The organism is Rhizobium sp. LjRoot98, from assembly GCF_964252935.1.
Taxonomy (GTDB): domain Bacteria; phylum Pseudomonadota; class Alphaproteobacteria; order Rhizobiales; family Rhizobiaceae; genus Pararhizobium.
The window spans coordinates 1-14,313 of the sequence record NZ_CAXUPW020000014.1; the positions used below are offsets into that span (position 1 = coordinate 1).

Consider the following 14,313-nt stretch of genomic DNA (forward strand, 5'->3'; position numbering starts at 1 on the left):
ATTGGCCGTCGCCGGAGCGATCACGTCAGCTTCGCTGAGTCGCCAAATAAGTCGTGATGCACTCGGATGATTCACTGACATACTCATCAGAAATGGTAAAATCTGCGGACAGTGCCAGCGGCGCAGGCCAGATTCTCGAGTTTGGAGTACAGCACATGAGCGACCCCTATAATCTCTCACGCTTCATCGAGGCGCAGGCACTCGTTTATGACACTGCCCTTAGAGAGTTGGAGCGGGGCCGCAAACAAAGCCACTGGATGTGGTTCATTTTCCCGCAGGTCGCTGGCCTCGGCCATTCGCCAACCGCGATTAGGTTTTCGATTTCCGGGCTGGACGAAGCTCATGCCTATCTCGCCCACCCGTTGCTTGGTGATCGCCTCGTCCAGTGTACCCGCGCGATTAACGTGGTCCCCAATCGCACTGCCCACGAGATATTCGGCTCTCCCGATGATCTAAAACTGCACTCGTCGATGACGCTGTTTCGGGAGACTGCCAACGATCCCGAGCCGTTCCGCACAGCCATCGAGCGCTACTTCGGCGGTAAGGCCGATGCGAGGACCCTCGAACTCCTTAAAGAAGGACTTGGCAGGGCAGGACCTCGATCGTAGGCATTTTATTAGGATTGTTGGCAAAGAGTCCTTGCTTGTAGCCGACCGAATTCGTCGGGAGTGCGTTGTATTCGCGATGTCCGCGCCAGGCGGAGGAAGGTGCTGTCGATTGGGTCGTTCGGCGACGGCGCTCCAATTATTCGCGGGTCTTGAAAACCCCGCTTGCCAATCTCATTTATGGACATCACCCGTTTCGATGGCTTGCCACAGTGACTTCGTCGCGTGGCGTGCTGCCCGGGTCTGCGAAGGGCGCTCTCCAGAAATGGATCGAGCGCCCTTCGTGTTTCACGGTCGGCTTTTCGGGCGACCAATGAAAGCCATCCGCTGGCGCGGCTACCATGCCAGCATTTTCATCACCGCCTTGCGGTTCTTCAGTTCCGTCGCCAGGGACTTCTTCAGGGCATCCATGATGTTCACAACGTTAGAACAATGCCCTCGTCTCGGGGTTCCAGCACGACAGCACGTTCGCGGCGGCCGATTACCACACGCTAATCGAAAAGGAAGAGAGCACTCCGCGGACACTCTAGCCACGAGACGGTAAATTTTAGACAACAGGGGATTGGACAATGATCGCCGGGACGGACCTTCTTCAAATATCCCTTGCTCGCGAGAACGTGGATCGAGCTGCCCTCGAGACGGCAGGCGTTATCGAGCGCGGCCAAGCAGGCGATAAGGCGTGGTCAAACTTTGGACGTGACATGGATACGTTCATACTCAAGCTGCCGGAAGAGCGACGTGCCGCCATGGCCCTTATCATTCAGCAGGCTTCGTTGATGAATGAGACGCCTCCTGAATGCATCGTTCAGATCTGCTCCCAAAAGCGACGCAGAGGCTGCCGAATATGCTGATTGTCAGTCGCGGTCGACGAAACCTGAAGGGCAGGGAGGAGTTAAGCCGTTTTCGAAACGGAGTTTTGAAAATGGCAACTGGCACTCGCGGAAGAAATCAGGATCGAGCGCGTGTCGCAGCCGGACAACATCACGAGCTGAGCTACGAAGCGAAGAAAGAGGTCCTATCGAAGGCTCAGGTGAAGGAAGCCGTGAACGTCGCGGGTGACAACCGGAGTATGGTTGAGGAAAAGCTCGAAAAATGACCGAAAGCGGTACGGACAATTCCCTGCCAGAAGTCCAACGGGCAGAAGTTTCGTTGATGGTAGCTAAGGAGAGCGGCTTTCGCGCGCGGGCGGAAATTGCAAATCGCGGACTGTTGTCCGTTGCAGTTCTGGTATCCTCAATCTCCCCTCTACCGCGGTTCTCGTCCATGCGGCCGTTCGCGCGCAACGGGGGGACGAGATAATCAGCCTCGCCATAACGCCGCGCACGTGGAGCTGCCTCATTCGAATTCCATTCGATCTTCGGTCTCACCCACCCGGTGCTGAGCGACGTACGTCCATCTGCACCATTTGAGGAACTATTCGTCATGTTAAAGATTTATGGCGGATGGAAAAAGCAGAATTCGAAAGCTCGCGATACCGATCGCACTTATCGTGGATGACGAACCCTTGATCCTCATGGACACCGCCGACATGCTCGCGGACGAGGGAGATGTCGGCGTAGAAGCCACGACCGCCGGCCAGGCATACGAATTCCTCAACCGGCATTCTTCGCTCCAGCTTGTTGTCACGGACGTGCAGACGCCTGGCGAACTAGACGGTTTCGTCCTCGCCCGTGTCGTTGCGGAACGTTGGCCCCACATCTGCGTCGTCATCGCCTCCGGAGCAGCCTGCTGCAGGAGACGTACCCCGAAACGCCACCTTCATTTCCAAGCCGTTGACCCCGGAGTTAGTCCATCAGCTCCTTCGAAAACACTGCGACCATATCAATTCCGCCAAGATGCCATCACGAGAGCTCCGCAACGATGACGACCCGATACTTTTTCGACATCCATAACGGCGACGGTCAGGTGATTGACGATGTCGGCATGCTGATTTCATCAAAGGCAGACTTGCCGAGAGAGGTCGCGCGGATCATGTCGGATATCGCGAGAGACGAGCTTCCCTATGACGAGCATCGCGGGATAGTAACCGTGAAAGTCAGAGACGGCTCCGGCAAGTCGATCTCTGTCGGATCGCTGACATTCACTTACGAAGTGACATCTGAATGACACTTACGAAGTGACATCTGAATGACCGCTTCCCGAGAGTCGTCCCATTACAAGGGGGATTGGTGTACATGTCTATACCCGCCAGTACTGGACGGACCCAAGGTCAGGCTTGGAACAAAAGCGGGGTTATCGCTATCCCTTCTCCTCCACGAGCTGGCCACCCACGCCATCAAGTACGGGGCTTTTTCAAACGATGTCGGACGTGTGTCGGTGAAACGGTGGTGCAAAAGGTGAAGCGGTGTTGTCGCCGAGACGCCTGTCTCGGCTCTACGACACCGCCTTCAAGGAATTGGAGAATGGCCGGAAGCAAGGCCTCTGGATTGTGGTTCATCTTCCCGCAGCTCGAGGGCTTAAGCCATTCTCCATTTCCGGGCTCAATGGCCCATGCCTATCTCGCTCACCCTGTGCTTGGCGGACGGTCTTGAAGATATACCTTTGTAGGTCAACCGCGGTATTACTTTTGCTGCGTATCCAGTTCTGGCACGGGTACGTGCTTGGCCGCAGGTCAAACGATATCGTTGTGTAGTTTACGTGCGTCTCCAAATTCTGCCTCGGGACAAGTTCGCCCGTAAAAGAAGCATGTTTGAACAATGACTTATAGAGGAAGCTATTGGAGTGGAATCGCTATAGACGCTCCGTGTAGGAGGTGATGCGTGCGAGGAGTCTTTCAGGCTGGGCCGGCCGTAATAATAGAGCGCCGCCGTCCGTTCGTCTACTCGGTCGTAAAGCCCAAACGTCCCGGCGTCGGAAAGGCTAAAAGCGGGATCGCTGCCGATGTCCTGATTGTCAGCCTTCGGGATGATTTTTGTGCACAACATGGGCTTCCGTACCGATGAAGTCTTGCACTTCCGGCTGGTCCAGTAGGCAAAACACGTTGTAATAGTGCCGCAGGAAATTAGCGGGAAACTGGCCGGTTTCCTGCTGTTCGCGATATTTGGTGGAAATGGTATGGAGCTTCTCGACCAGCGTGTAGCCGGGCTCGTAGCAGGGAACGGCCAGCACGCGATTATCGATCAGCTCGACGCGCGATGCCGCGTAATTTTAGGCCAGGAGCTGATATCCTTGTCGATATTGGGAGCCACCGTGTCGAAGCCGGCTTCGAGCAACACGCCGTTCTTGAGATCCGATTCGTGCCGGACGTCTCGGGGTAGTAGAGGCGGATGCAGCCACTGCGATACGTCTCATTGTCGAATTCGGTATCGCGCTCTATCTTTTGGATACCGTTGATCGTGATCGTGATCGTGATCGTGATCGTCTCGGCCAGCCAGTCATAGAAGGCCTTCCGGCTTTCACGATGCGCCGTCTTGTCGTGATTGGGGCCGGTTTTTACGTCCATTGCCTTCCGGGGCGGATCACCCCTTCGAAGATTCATCTGCGGCGGATAGGCAGCGGGGCCCCCCACCCGATCATTTTTCACTGACAGTTTGGACCCAAACGGAAGGCATGGCTTTCTGGTTTTTGCGTTCGGCTGCCCAGCGGCTGGCCAGCTATAGGGTTGCGTGGCTTCATGACTACGCATCGCGGCGGCGCCGTCACCATGATTAATGCGGCATCGGGGGCGTGTCCAAAAACAACTGATGGCTATCAGCAGGTAAGTAGCTGCCCGGGTTGGAAAATCTAATACGAATACATCTGCTGAACGACGGGCCGTCGGTTCGCATCCTCTCACATCAGGATCCTTGTCAATTGTTCATCCGAGTGGCATCGAATTTCTCCTTCGTAGGCAACGGGCTTGGCAATCGGATTCACACACCATGACGGTGCGTTCATATGTACGGCCTTTGAGTGCGGTACATGACCGCTGGCCTCGTTGAGATCCGCGAAACGAGGAGCTAAATCACATCCACGCACTTTAAGTGCAGCGTCGGCGGCTTCACTCGTTCCGGAATTTCGTCCCATGGGTTCATGGCTTGCAGTAGCCCCTGCATCTGCCGGACGACGCCGGCCAGATCAGTTTATCGGTGCCGAGACTCGTCAGATTGTCGCAGCAATTGAGGATGGCTCGGGAGGATTGTAGATCCCGCCCTTAGTCAGAAGGGCCCAGATGATCCGTGCCATCGTGTTGACTATGCGACAGCAGCAACCTTGAAGGGACGCCTGGCGAGCAGCGCTTTCAGCCAAGGTCGCGCGCGGTCACGTTCGGGGCAATCCGCAGAACGGCTGGTGCCGCGAGAACGAGGTGAACACGAAGTTCGGGATTGCCCATTTTGCAGATTCCACCCAATCGCTCCTTACCTCCGCTGGAATGAGGTCTGGGTGTCAGCCCAACCCAAGCAGCAAAGTGGCGCGCCGACTTGAACCCGCCTGGATCAGGAACCAAAGCCTTTATCGTCGCCGCGGTGATGGGACCAACCCCGGGAACCGTCGTTTGTCGGCGCATGCCATAACCAATGCGTTCAATGTAGCGGACGGATCAAGCGGCTCGTCGTCGGCTATTAGCACCCTTCGAATGACATCGTGACCAGGGCAGGGTGTCAGAGGTTGATTCACGGCGAGGCATGTTCCATTCTGCGGCTTGAGACAAGTGCTGCCGGTCTCGTATCCGCAAGAACGGCGCTGCGTCCCTTTTCACACCTTCAGCTCAAGCTTAACGTCAGAAACTAACGTGCTAGTAGATGTTGCTTAAATGCCTCGGCTTCGAGCGGCTTGGCAAACAGGTACCCCTGCAACTCATCACAGCCCCATTGGACGAGTTTCTCTTTGATATCGGCCGTTTCAACGCCTTCGCCGACAATGCGATAGCCGAGTTGATGACCCATCGCGATGATGGAGGCGGTGGCGGTAGCGTACGAAGGCTTGGTCAGTATGCCAGCCACGATGGAGCGCTCGAGCTTGAGCACCGTGGCTGGAAGTTCCAGAAGATAGGCAAGATTGCTGTATCCGCTGCCGAAATCGTCGATTGCGATGGTGACTCCGAGATCTCGGATGGCGATCAATCTGGACAAGATCGTCTCATTTTCGGTGGCTGAGACGTCTTCCACAATTTCGATTTCCAGCCAGCGGGGATCGACGGCATGCTCCGCCATTACGCTGGCGAGTCGTTCCACGAAATCGTCCTCTTCCAGATTGCGGGCACTGACGTTGAATGAACAGCGCATATTAAGGTTTTCCGCCTGCCAGCTGCCGAGCTGCCTACACACTGCATCCATGACCCAGTCGGTCACATCCCGAATCAGCGGCGTCTTCGTAATCAGCGGTAAAAAATTTCCGGGGGTTAAGACGCCGAGCGATGGATGGCGCCAACGCAATAAAGCCTCGGCGCCTTCCCACAATTCGGACTGTGCGTTAACGCGAGGCTGATATACAAGAAAAAGCTCATCTGCGCTAAGCGCACGCGGCATTTCGACAACCAGCGAAAAGGCTTGTCGATGGGCCCCGTCGGCGATCGGATCATAAAGCGCGACACCTCGGGGACTATCACGCGCTTCACGCGCGGCTTGAAGGAGCGTGCGTAAAACCTCGGGAGCAAACAGTTCCGCGCCGGTTATGTTGCGGGCGCCACAGCCAGGTGCGAGCTTCGCAGGAATGCCTGAGCTGGTAATGAACGGCTGGCGCAGTCTCGCCACGACGCTATCAAGGATTTGAAGCGCATCTTTATCCTTATCCAGGCAGAAGGCAAGGTGGGCAGGCCCGACATGATAAACCGTCGCGTTATCAACGGTGAAACGTATCCGTTCCGCGGAGTGGGCGATTTGATCGTAGATATATCCGAGCCCAAGAGCCCGGACGGCGTCGTTTGCCTCATGCATGCCCATCAATTCGATCAACACAACCCACTTGTCCTGCGCCTCGTGCGTGCGGCCGAATTCGGCGAGGTCCGTGAAGAATTGAATGCGGTTAGGCATGTTTGTAGCGGTATCGCGGTGGGTCAGGTCACTGTCCACGCGCATCTGCGGCATCACAAGATCAGCTAGGGCCTGCAGCATATACTGATCTTCGTGCTCGAACCGTCTCGGCTGTTTGTCCATCACACAAATCGTGCCTATGGGATAGCCTTCATGGGTCAGCAGCGGTGCGCCGGCATAAAAGCGAATGTGGGGAGCGCCAACGACGAGAGCGTTGTCGTGAAACTGCGGATCGTCTGGGGCGTTCTCAACGACCAATACTTGTTTAGCCGTCATGGCATGGGTGCAGAAACTCTGAGTGCACGGAGTCTGTGTCAAGTCCGTTCCAAGGCGGGACTTGAACCAATGCCGATCGCCATCGATGAATGTGATCAGGGCAATATCTGTTGCAAAAACCCTCTTGGCGATTCCGGCTATGCGGTCATAAGCGTCCTGACTACCGTCGTTATTCATCAACCCTAGTTCTCGGACGAGTCCGGTGCGGCGCAGTTCGTAGGATTCTAGTGATGGGCCCTCCCGCATTGAGAACTCCCTTTTGTGACGGCAAAATACGCTGCTTCTGCTTTATCGCGGTAAACTACTATCAACCCCCGACACTCAGATTAGTTCGCCAAGGGGGGAAATAAGCCCTTAAATACGTGAGATCCACTACGAGCGTCGCAGGTTTTGCTGCGAGGCTCAGCGACATGTGGCAACAGTCCGCAGGCTATGTCCCCGCCCTCTGTCACGCATCTTGGGACATCTAGGCCATCGACCGATTTCGGCTGACTTCACGGACGATCAATTCTGGCCGAAAGCTGACGCCAGGTGCCACACGGGTAGCCACTTCGGAGACGGGCTATGTTCCGACCATACCGTCTGACGACGATTATCCATTAGCCGTCACACCTGAATCCTCTCGGGCCAGACTACAATGACACATTTTCTACAACCTCTAAAAACGACGTTTTTAAAGGCACCCGGCCGCCGCCCGACTAAAGCGACGGGCTTGGTGCTTGGCGTGTCACGGCGCAAAGCTGTTGGCGCATATCAAATAAACATTAGTAGTGGAAGAGATAGGATAGCCAACGTTAGCCCCAGCCCTGTCGTGATGCGTGCCGCCCTGGCTAGCCGGTTCCGTCGTCCATCCCAATCGTAAGTCATTGCTACCCCTCGCTTGTGCACAGACTTGGTGTGGCGCGGCAGAAGGTCAATACCTACAATCCCATAAAATCAACATGATCCGTGCCTCAACGGCGAGGCCTGATCGCGCCAGGCAGGCGAGGCCTCCAACTGGCGATCCGAGGGAGTGGTTCGAAAGCCAGCTGTCTAGCAGCTGCCACGCCGATCTATCATGATCTTTCGCAAGCACACATAGTGGGCGTCGGGAACCTCACGGCCACTCCCCCCGGTTGAAACAGGATAGTCTGCGAACGCGCGAGGGAGTCATGGGGCGGCATAGTGAAGTTGTCGCGAACTACATAGCCGACGCCGCTACGCCCCGCGATGACGCTAACGCGTCACGAGCATCTCTCCGACCTCGAAATTCTTGACTATTGACCACGGGGCGGAGGAACGAGTTTCGTTTTATCATATTTTATCTCGTGCCAGAAAGAGGAGAAACCCATGCCGGCGGAGCGACTCTTTGACGTTGCGTTAGTTGGCCGTCGTCTAATCGCGTGAGGCAAGGCAGGGGTCGAGAACCGCGTGTTTGCGATCTTGGATTTCCAACGCGCCCGCCAGAACGACGTGATCGCCTGTCTTCATGCCATTGTCGGAATAGGTGATGCACATCACGCGAATTCCAGTGTCCGGACAGACTGCAAGATACCAGAGGACCTTGTCGGTATGCACGAGCGTAAGCGGACCGGAGATCCAAAGATCAACCCGATCCCGCTGTGGCTGGAAGCCATCCAGTGTCTGTTTGATGGTTTTGCAGGTCGCAATTTCAAGCGGAGTCCCCTCTGGCTCGGCGAGACCTGGCCGCCCAACGTAAAGCGTCTCTTGAGAAAACGCCCGATTGCCGAGCCCCGACCAGCTGACGGCTGCCCATAACGCAACTATCGTCATCGGTCGTATGGTGCCGTACATCCAGAAGCCCGCGATATTTCGCCGCCGTGTCCGTCGTTGATCAACCCAGTTAAGCATCAATAGTTCTCCTCCCAGAATGTCTGGTCTGCCAGCTTCTCTAGGAAATCAAAATGGCGAGAATGTCATTGCAATGGAAGCATGCTGCGGGGCTCACCACCTTGGTTGACTTTTCGCAGCATGAGGACACGAAGTGCGACTGATGTCGCCCGAGTACGTTCGCTCTACCGATTTGGCATCAAATCCTCACGACGATCTTGCCGAATTGTTCGTTCGATTCCAAGTAGCGATGCGCTTCGACAATCTGGTCAAACGGAAAGATTTTGGCGATTTCCGGTTGAAGCTCGCCGGACGCCAGTCCTTCAAGGATGAATGCCTTTGCCGCGTCCAGGCGCACCGGGTCGCCACGATCTCGTGGACGAGGTAGCCGCGCAGCGTCAAGCGCTTGCTCAAGACCGCGAACAGCGGGAAGGGCGCTGGCCTCGGGCGCTAAGCCACGGCTGTCAGTGCCTCGAAGATCGAACCTCCGATGGGATCAAACACCATGCGGGCGCCAGTGGGGGCGGCAATTTCTTTCAGCCGCAGTTCAAGATCCTCCTTGTCGGTCTTCGTGAAGGCCGTTGATCTGGGCTCGTTCGCGGCGGTGGCCGCGGCACTCGGTATGTCCGGACCAACATATACGCCTATTCGAGGAATGCCTGGGAGTGCGTCTGATCAACCGAACTACGCGCCGTCAGAGCCTGACGGACTTCGGGCGCGACTACGACGAGCGATGCCGGCAAATTCTTGCTGAGATCGACGCGGCCGATGCTCTTGCGGCCGAACAGCTATCGGAACCGCGTGGAAGGCTGCGCGTTACGATGCCCGCCCTTCTCGGGCGGCGATGCGTGAGCCCGATTCTCGTGAAGCTTGCGCGGCAATATCCTGCCATGGAACTGGATCTGTCGTTCCGTGATGACATCGCCGACCTTGCCGAGGATGGGTATGATTTGGCCATCCGGACAGGCGGTCTCGAGAATAGGGCGGGATTGATCGCACGACGCATCGCCCGTCACAGCATGGTCGTTTGCGCTTCGCCGGCTTATCTCGAGATCAACGGCAGGCCGCTTAAACTGGAGGACCTCGACCGGCATCACGCCATTCGCTATAGTCGGCCCGGGTGGTCCCATCCCTGGCTGTTTCCGCGTAATGGGCAACCTGCGGCCGAGATCACGCTGAACAGTCGGTTGCGCCTGGACGATCTTGAAGGAATTGCCGATGCCGCGATGGCGGGCATGGGGATCGCCTGGCTTCCCTCCTGGCTCATTCGCGAACGCGTAGAAGCTGGCATGCTCATGCCGCTGTTGCAGGGTGAGCCGGGGCACGTATTTGAGAATTACGCCCTGTGGTTGCGAACACCTCATCTTGCGTGAAAAGTTCGCCTTGTTGTCGATACGCTGGCCACCGAATTGCCGAAGCTGATGATGTAAATATGCCAGCGGCTACTTTTTTGGAACGGGACGCAGTCGCGTTCAACTTGCTCGCGTGCGAGATTGCGTGTCCTCGAATTCTGGCGTGGCCTTTGCAGGGACTTATCAACTGCAGTTGGTGCCGTCCTCCAACACGAGCGTAACCAAGCTGTGGCGTTGCGTGTGCGATCCCATCCGGCTTGGCGGTCTGGGCCGCCGCAATGACGATGTTATAGAGCTGCCGCGCGCTGTCCGGGGACCGGTCCTCGCGTACCCCGTCAAGGCGAGGAACCCACCTCCCACGGACCGGAAGGCGCGCGAGGCAGCAGCCGTTGAGCGCACCGATTGATCTCGCTTGGGACTTCAAGGTGTCGGAGAACTTGACGCAATGGCGTGACGCAGCGGTCACCGCAAGATTGCGATTTTCACAAGCCTGGTAGACGTCCATTGAAACCTTGAGAAAGAAGCCACAAGCTGACCGAAGGCGCCAGTTGACAGTATCGGACCCAATCGCGAACCCCGTTGGATAGCTTTCATAAGGAGATGCGTATATAATCTTAAGGCATCAGTATTTTTTGGGGGTTCTGATGGTTGACGTTACAGCAGCAAGCCCGATCGAAGAAACGCTTGACCCAACCAACTGGTCGGAAGTTGAAGATATAGCGCACAAAATCGTCGATGATGGAGTTAGGTATCTGCGTGACGTCCGCGACCGTCCAGTTTGGCGGGAGATGCCGGCGGAGGTAAGGGTATTCTTCACATCCCCCTTGCCAAGATCACCGGCACGACTGGCTGATGTTTATCGCGAGGTAACCGAAAACGTGATGCCCTATCCCATGGGCAACGTGCATCCGCGCTTTTGGGCCTGGTATATGGGGGCAAGCAATTTTACGGGGGCGCTGGGAGATTTTTTGGCGGCCATCCAAGGCTCGAATGTTGGCGGCGGAAACCATGCGGCCCCAATGGTCGATCAACAACTGGTGGCCTGGTGCAAAGAGATGGTCCGCTTTCCTGTGTCTGCCAGCGGCACGTTGGTGGCCGGCGGCTCGATGGCCAATATTATCGGCTTGAACGTGGCTCGAAATGTGAAGGCGGGCGTCGACGTGCGTGAGCACGGTGTCGCAGCCATGGCGAAGCCCTTGCGTTTCTACGGCTCTGATCAAATTCACAGTTGCCACCGCAAGGGAATGGAGGTGTTGGGGCTCGGGAATCGGGCCCTGCGACGCATTCCAACAGATAGCGCGCTGCGCATTGATCTAACGGCTTTGCGGGCGGCGATTGCGGAGGACCGTGCGGCGGGGCTCCAGCCTGCATGTTTGATCGGCACGGCCGGGACAGTCAATACCGGCGCTATAGACGATCTGCAGGCTCTCGCCAGCTTAGCGGAACAGGAGAACCTCTGGTTCCATGTCGATGGCTGCATCGGCGCTTTGGTCGCCATTGCCCCGTCGAATTCCTATCGCGTTGCGGGCATCGAACGCGCCGATTCCGTTGCGCTCGATCCACACAAATGGCTACACTCGCCAATTGAGGCCGGGTGCGCCTTGATCCGGGATGCCACAGCGCATCGCAATACATTTGCAGTGACACCGGAATATCTGGAGATGACACCACGCGGCCTTGCATCGACCAATTGGCTTTCCGACTACAGCTTGCAGACCTCCCGCGGGTTTCGGGCGCTTAAGGTCTGGATGGCTATCAAGGAACATGGCATCGAGAAGTTTGGTCGCCTGATCGATCAGAATATTGAGCAGGCCCACTATCTCAGCGCACTGGTTGAGGCCGAACCTCTTTTGGAGCTGGTCGCACCGACAAACATCAGCATCGTCTGCTTTCGCTATCGCGCGGAAGGGATGAGCGCCGGGGATCTGAAGGCACTCAATATGGAGATAATGCTGAGACTCCAGGAAGAAGGAACTGCGGTGCTATCGGATACGACAGTTAACGGCGCTCATTGCTTGCGGGTCGCGATAGACAATCACAGAACGCGGCGCAGCGATCTGACCCTGCTGGTCCGGGAAATAATTGGGCTTGGGGACACGATTGTGAAAGAAAGCATGGCTGGCTGACGTTCGAGAGACCGGCGTTGTGAAAGGAACCCACTCTTTACAATGTGTTTTGGTACGTCAAAAATCTAAAGAGCCCGTCATGAACCGCGTTATCTATGTTGTGGGCCTCGTCATTATCGTAATCGCGGACTTGTCATTCTTTGGCCTGCGGTGAAGCCGCCATCCATTGAGTAGCCAATCCAAACGCCGCGGCGACTACCGCGGCATTTTTACACCAAGTGCAGGCCCGGCTTGCGCAGATCGCTACGAAACGGCGCGCGGTAATCCCCAGACCAGAGGCGAGCCCCGACAGGATGACGAGGCCGACGACGGCGCCCATGAGATGCGGCCTCGTGAACTGATACTAGAAGGAAAGCAAATCGGCGACTTTACGAGATCGCGACGCTAAACTCACTTTCGTGACCGGCTGCGCTCGGGAGATGTCTGGGTCGAGGCCAGTCGCTCGTTCCGGCCTGTAGACGAACATCTCATGCCCAAATCCGCTTTCGTTGCACTGAAGCAGGACGACAAGCTCGGCCTTGGCGTCTAGAACGACGGCGTGGCGTGGCTTACCGACGTCTGGCAAATGATGGACTTCAACCTGAAGCGGCCGGCTTGGCGCGCCCGCAATGGAAAAACTCGAGGGCGACAGGATGGGAAACAGCACCTTGATCGTGGCACCGCACGCCAGCGACGAAGCTGCCGGGGCAGAAGTCCGTTCGGCCTTAGCGCAGGGTTTTGAACCGCTCTTGTTCTAACTTCAGCAGGCGGCTATCGACCAGGGTTTGAGCCTTGAATGCGAACACAGTCACTGGATTTCAAGATCATTTGCTTTCGCCGTCTCGAACCACTCGCGATTGCGCTGCTCGTCCTGCACTGCCTTGAGAAAAGGGCTTTCAATCCGGATATCGCATCCTCTTGCAGGGAAGCCAGCTCGTAAGTCGTCTTCTGTCGTCTTCGTTGGTCTACATTGCCTTTAGTATCACGCAGTCAGCCGCTAAATCGGCAAGCGCGACCTTGCTCGGCATTTGCTGGTAGTCCCCACGCACAACAGAGCCAGCTATTAAAAAACTTGGACATTTGGGGCTCAGACCCCCGCCGCGATCAAAGCCTTGATGTGCCGAATATCTGAGCCGCAGCATCCGCCCACAACGCGCAGCCCAGGGAGGCGCTGTGCCATTTCAGCGTAAAGCGTGCCGAACTCCTGTGGATTACCGTCGTCAAGGTCGGTGGCTTCATCCAATTCGGCATGGCTCCGGCGCGAGGCGTTTGGCCGGACCATGCCGATCCGGCTGAGCCAACGCGACGGCATTAGTTTGCTGAAATGATCAGGATGAGCGCAGTTGATCCCGTAATAGCGAGCGTAGCCTCCTGTTGCGGCCTCGACCTCACTCAGTGCCGAGTCAAGGTCTTGCCCGGTCGGCAAACGTCCGTCGGTCTCCACTGTAAATGAAAGCGCAAAAGGCAGGCCCAGTTCACGCGCCCGGTTGACCATCCCGATCGCCTCGCCAGGATGCGTGATGGTAAATGCTGATGCGATGTCGACACCTTCCTCGGCAAAGGTCTCGAGCTGGGCGGTGTGCAGGTGGGCCGCTTCACTCGGGGTTAAAAGGTGCTCGGGAGCGTAGCCGTCGCCGGCTGGCCCGAGCGCTCCCTCGATCAATATGTGGTCACGCCAGGGATGGCTGCGTCGCAAATCTTGTGCAAACGCGACAGCGCGCCGGTTAATGTTTCGGATGCCAGCGTCGTCCAGTCCCAGCTTCGGCCCCCAGCCGCCATTGGCCCGCCAGGTCGGCGTGCCCATCACAAAGCCTCGGCTCGCTGCTTGGGCCATGTCGAAATAAGAAACCGCGTAGCTCCGCAGCATCTCGCGACCCTCTGGGCTGTCAAGCAAGACGAACGAGGCGAACAGCGGCAAATCGGCGCCCTTGTGGAAGATGAGGTCGGTCTCCATGCCCCCGTCGCTAATGAAGGGGTTTGTTGATAACAAGAGGCGGTCAACTAGATCCATGATATCCTTCCCAAGGAAATATATTAAATTCTGGTGACGCGGTAGAACTACGCACAGCGCGACGGGGGTATTGCACACGCCCTCGCCTTGGTGTTGATCTCCCGCCCATGGCCGTCAGCCCCCTTTCTGGTGGCCGACATCTCTTGTCGGGACCGGGAGTCGAGGTCGAGGTGGTTTTAGATC

General features: G+C 56.8%; 12 protein-coding genes and 4 pseudogenes. 7 read left to right on the forward strand and 9 right to left on the reverse strand.

The features are described from left to right. Nucleotides 1–155 precede the first annotated feature (155 nt). Together ACSQ3J_RS27480 and ACSQ3J_RS27485 are read left to right on the forward strand one after the other, a co-directional pair. A complete protein-coding gene (locus ACSQ3J_RS27480; protein ID WP_060504938.1) occupies nucleotides 156–608 on the forward strand; it encodes a DUF1810 domain-containing protein in 453 nt (150 codons plus the stop codon). Between the two features lie 841 nt (nucleotides 609–1,449). Then, entirely contained in the window at nucleotides 1,450–1,701 is a 252-nt protein-coding gene (locus tag ACSQ3J_RS27485) for a DUF3606 domain-containing protein (RefSeq protein ID WP_436040745.1), read from the forward strand. 324 nt (nucleotides 1,702–2,025) lie between these two features. Here ACSQ3J_RS27485 and ACSQ3J_RS27490 read toward each other — a convergent pair whose 3' ends face one another. Then, complete coding sequence (locus ACSQ3J_RS27490; RefSeq protein WP_060504929.1) at nucleotides 2,026–2,208, reverse strand: hypothetical protein; 183 nt, start codon at nucleotides 2,206–2,208, stop codon at nucleotides 2,026–2,028. Here ACSQ3J_RS27490 and ACSQ3J_RS27495 point away from each other — a divergent pair. Together ACSQ3J_RS27495 and ACSQ3J_RS27500 are read left to right on the forward strand one after the other, a co-directional pair. Then, nucleotides 2,134–2,469, forward strand: a complete 336-nt coding sequence (locus ACSQ3J_RS27495) for a hypothetical protein (RefSeq protein ID WP_436040775.1) — start codon at nucleotides 2,134–2,136, stop codon at nucleotides 2,467–2,469. The genes ACSQ3J_RS27490 and ACSQ3J_RS27495 overlap by 75 nt on opposite strands. After that, nucleotides 2,466–2,711 (forward strand): DUF6894 family protein, encoded by a 246-nt coding sequence (locus ACSQ3J_RS27500; RefSeq protein WP_060504930.1) that lies wholly within the window; start codon nucleotides 2,466–2,468, stop codon nucleotides 2,709–2,711. The genes ACSQ3J_RS27495 and ACSQ3J_RS27500 overlap by 4 nt, the downstream gene beginning before the upstream one ends. Nucleotides 2,712–3,497: 786 nt before the next feature. Here the strand turns inward: ACSQ3J_RS27500 and ACSQ3J_RS27505 are convergent. The 6 genes and pseudogenes from ACSQ3J_RS27505 to ACSQ3J_RS27530 form a co-directional block, all read right to left on the reverse strand. Continuing rightward, on the reverse strand, nucleotides 3,498–3,713 hold the full coding sequence (locus ACSQ3J_RS27505) for a hypothetical protein (protein WP_060504931.1): 216 nt from the start codon (nucleotides 3,711–3,713) through the stop codon (nucleotides 3,498–3,500). 4 nt (nucleotides 3,714–3,717) lie between these two features. Beyond that, nucleotides 3,718–4,047 carry a hypothetical protein gene (locus tag ACSQ3J_RS27510; RefSeq protein WP_436040746.1) on the reverse strand — a complete coding sequence of 110 codons (330 nt, stop codon included), beginning with the start codon at nucleotides 4,045–4,047 and terminating at the stop codon, nucleotides 3,718–3,720. Nucleotides 4,048–4,685: 638 nt separating this feature from the next. Beyond that, a pseudogene (locus tag ACSQ3J_RS27515) lies at nucleotides 4,686–5,091 on the reverse strand (transposase); the annotation flags it as partial. Nucleotides 5,092–5,311: 220 nt separating this feature from the next. Next, nucleotides 5,312–7,009, reverse strand: a complete 1,698-nt coding sequence (locus ACSQ3J_RS27520) for a sensor domain-containing phosphodiesterase (RefSeq protein ID WP_436040747.1) — start codon at nucleotides 7,007–7,009, stop codon at nucleotides 5,312–5,314. 1,197 nt (nucleotides 7,010–8,206) lie between these two features. Further along, nucleotides 8,207–8,683, reverse strand: coding sequence for a hypothetical protein (locus ACSQ3J_RS27525; protein WP_060504934.1), 477 nt, complete (start codon nucleotides 8,681–8,683; stop codon nucleotides 8,207–8,209). 178 nt (nucleotides 8,684–8,861) lie between these two features. Further along, nucleotides 8,862–9,223: pseudogene (locus tag ACSQ3J_RS27530) on the reverse strand (zinc-binding dehydrogenase); the annotation flags it as partial. On the opposite strand from ACSQ3J_RS27530, the pseudogene ACSQ3J_RS27535 reads away from it, so the two are divergent. Further along, nucleotides 9,168–10,035: pseudogene (locus tag ACSQ3J_RS27535) on the forward strand (LysR substrate-binding domain-containing protein). The pseudogenes ACSQ3J_RS27530 and ACSQ3J_RS27535 overlap by 56 nt on opposite strands. A gap of 623 nt (nucleotides 10,036–10,658) precedes the next feature. Then, on the forward strand, nucleotides 10,659–12,140 hold the full coding sequence (locus tag ACSQ3J_RS27540) for a pyridoxal phosphate-dependent decarboxylase family protein (RefSeq protein WP_436040748.1): 1,482 nt from the start codon (nucleotides 10,659–10,661) through the stop codon (nucleotides 12,138–12,140). Nucleotides 12,141–12,273: 133 nt separating this feature from the next. On the opposite strand, the gene ACSQ3J_RS27545 is transcribed toward ACSQ3J_RS27540, so the two are convergent. Further along, entirely contained in the window at nucleotides 12,274–12,459 is a 186-nt protein-coding gene (locus ACSQ3J_RS27545; protein ID WP_156397681.1) for a hypothetical protein, read from the reverse strand. Nucleotides 12,460–12,491: 32 nt separating this feature from the next. Between ACSQ3J_RS27545 and ACSQ3J_RS27550 the strand changes: the two are divergent. After that, nucleotides 12,492–12,871 (forward strand): annotated as a pseudogene (locus ACSQ3J_RS27550) (Tn3 family transposase); the annotation flags it as partial. A 335-nt stretch (nucleotides 12,872–13,206) separates the two neighbouring features. On the opposite strand, the gene ACSQ3J_RS27555 reads toward ACSQ3J_RS27550, so the two are convergent. Next, entirely contained in the window at nucleotides 13,207–14,130 is a 924-nt protein-coding gene (locus tag ACSQ3J_RS27555) for a homocysteine S-methyltransferase family protein (RefSeq protein WP_060504172.1), read from the reverse strand. Nucleotides 14,131–14,313 lie beyond the last annotated feature (183 nt).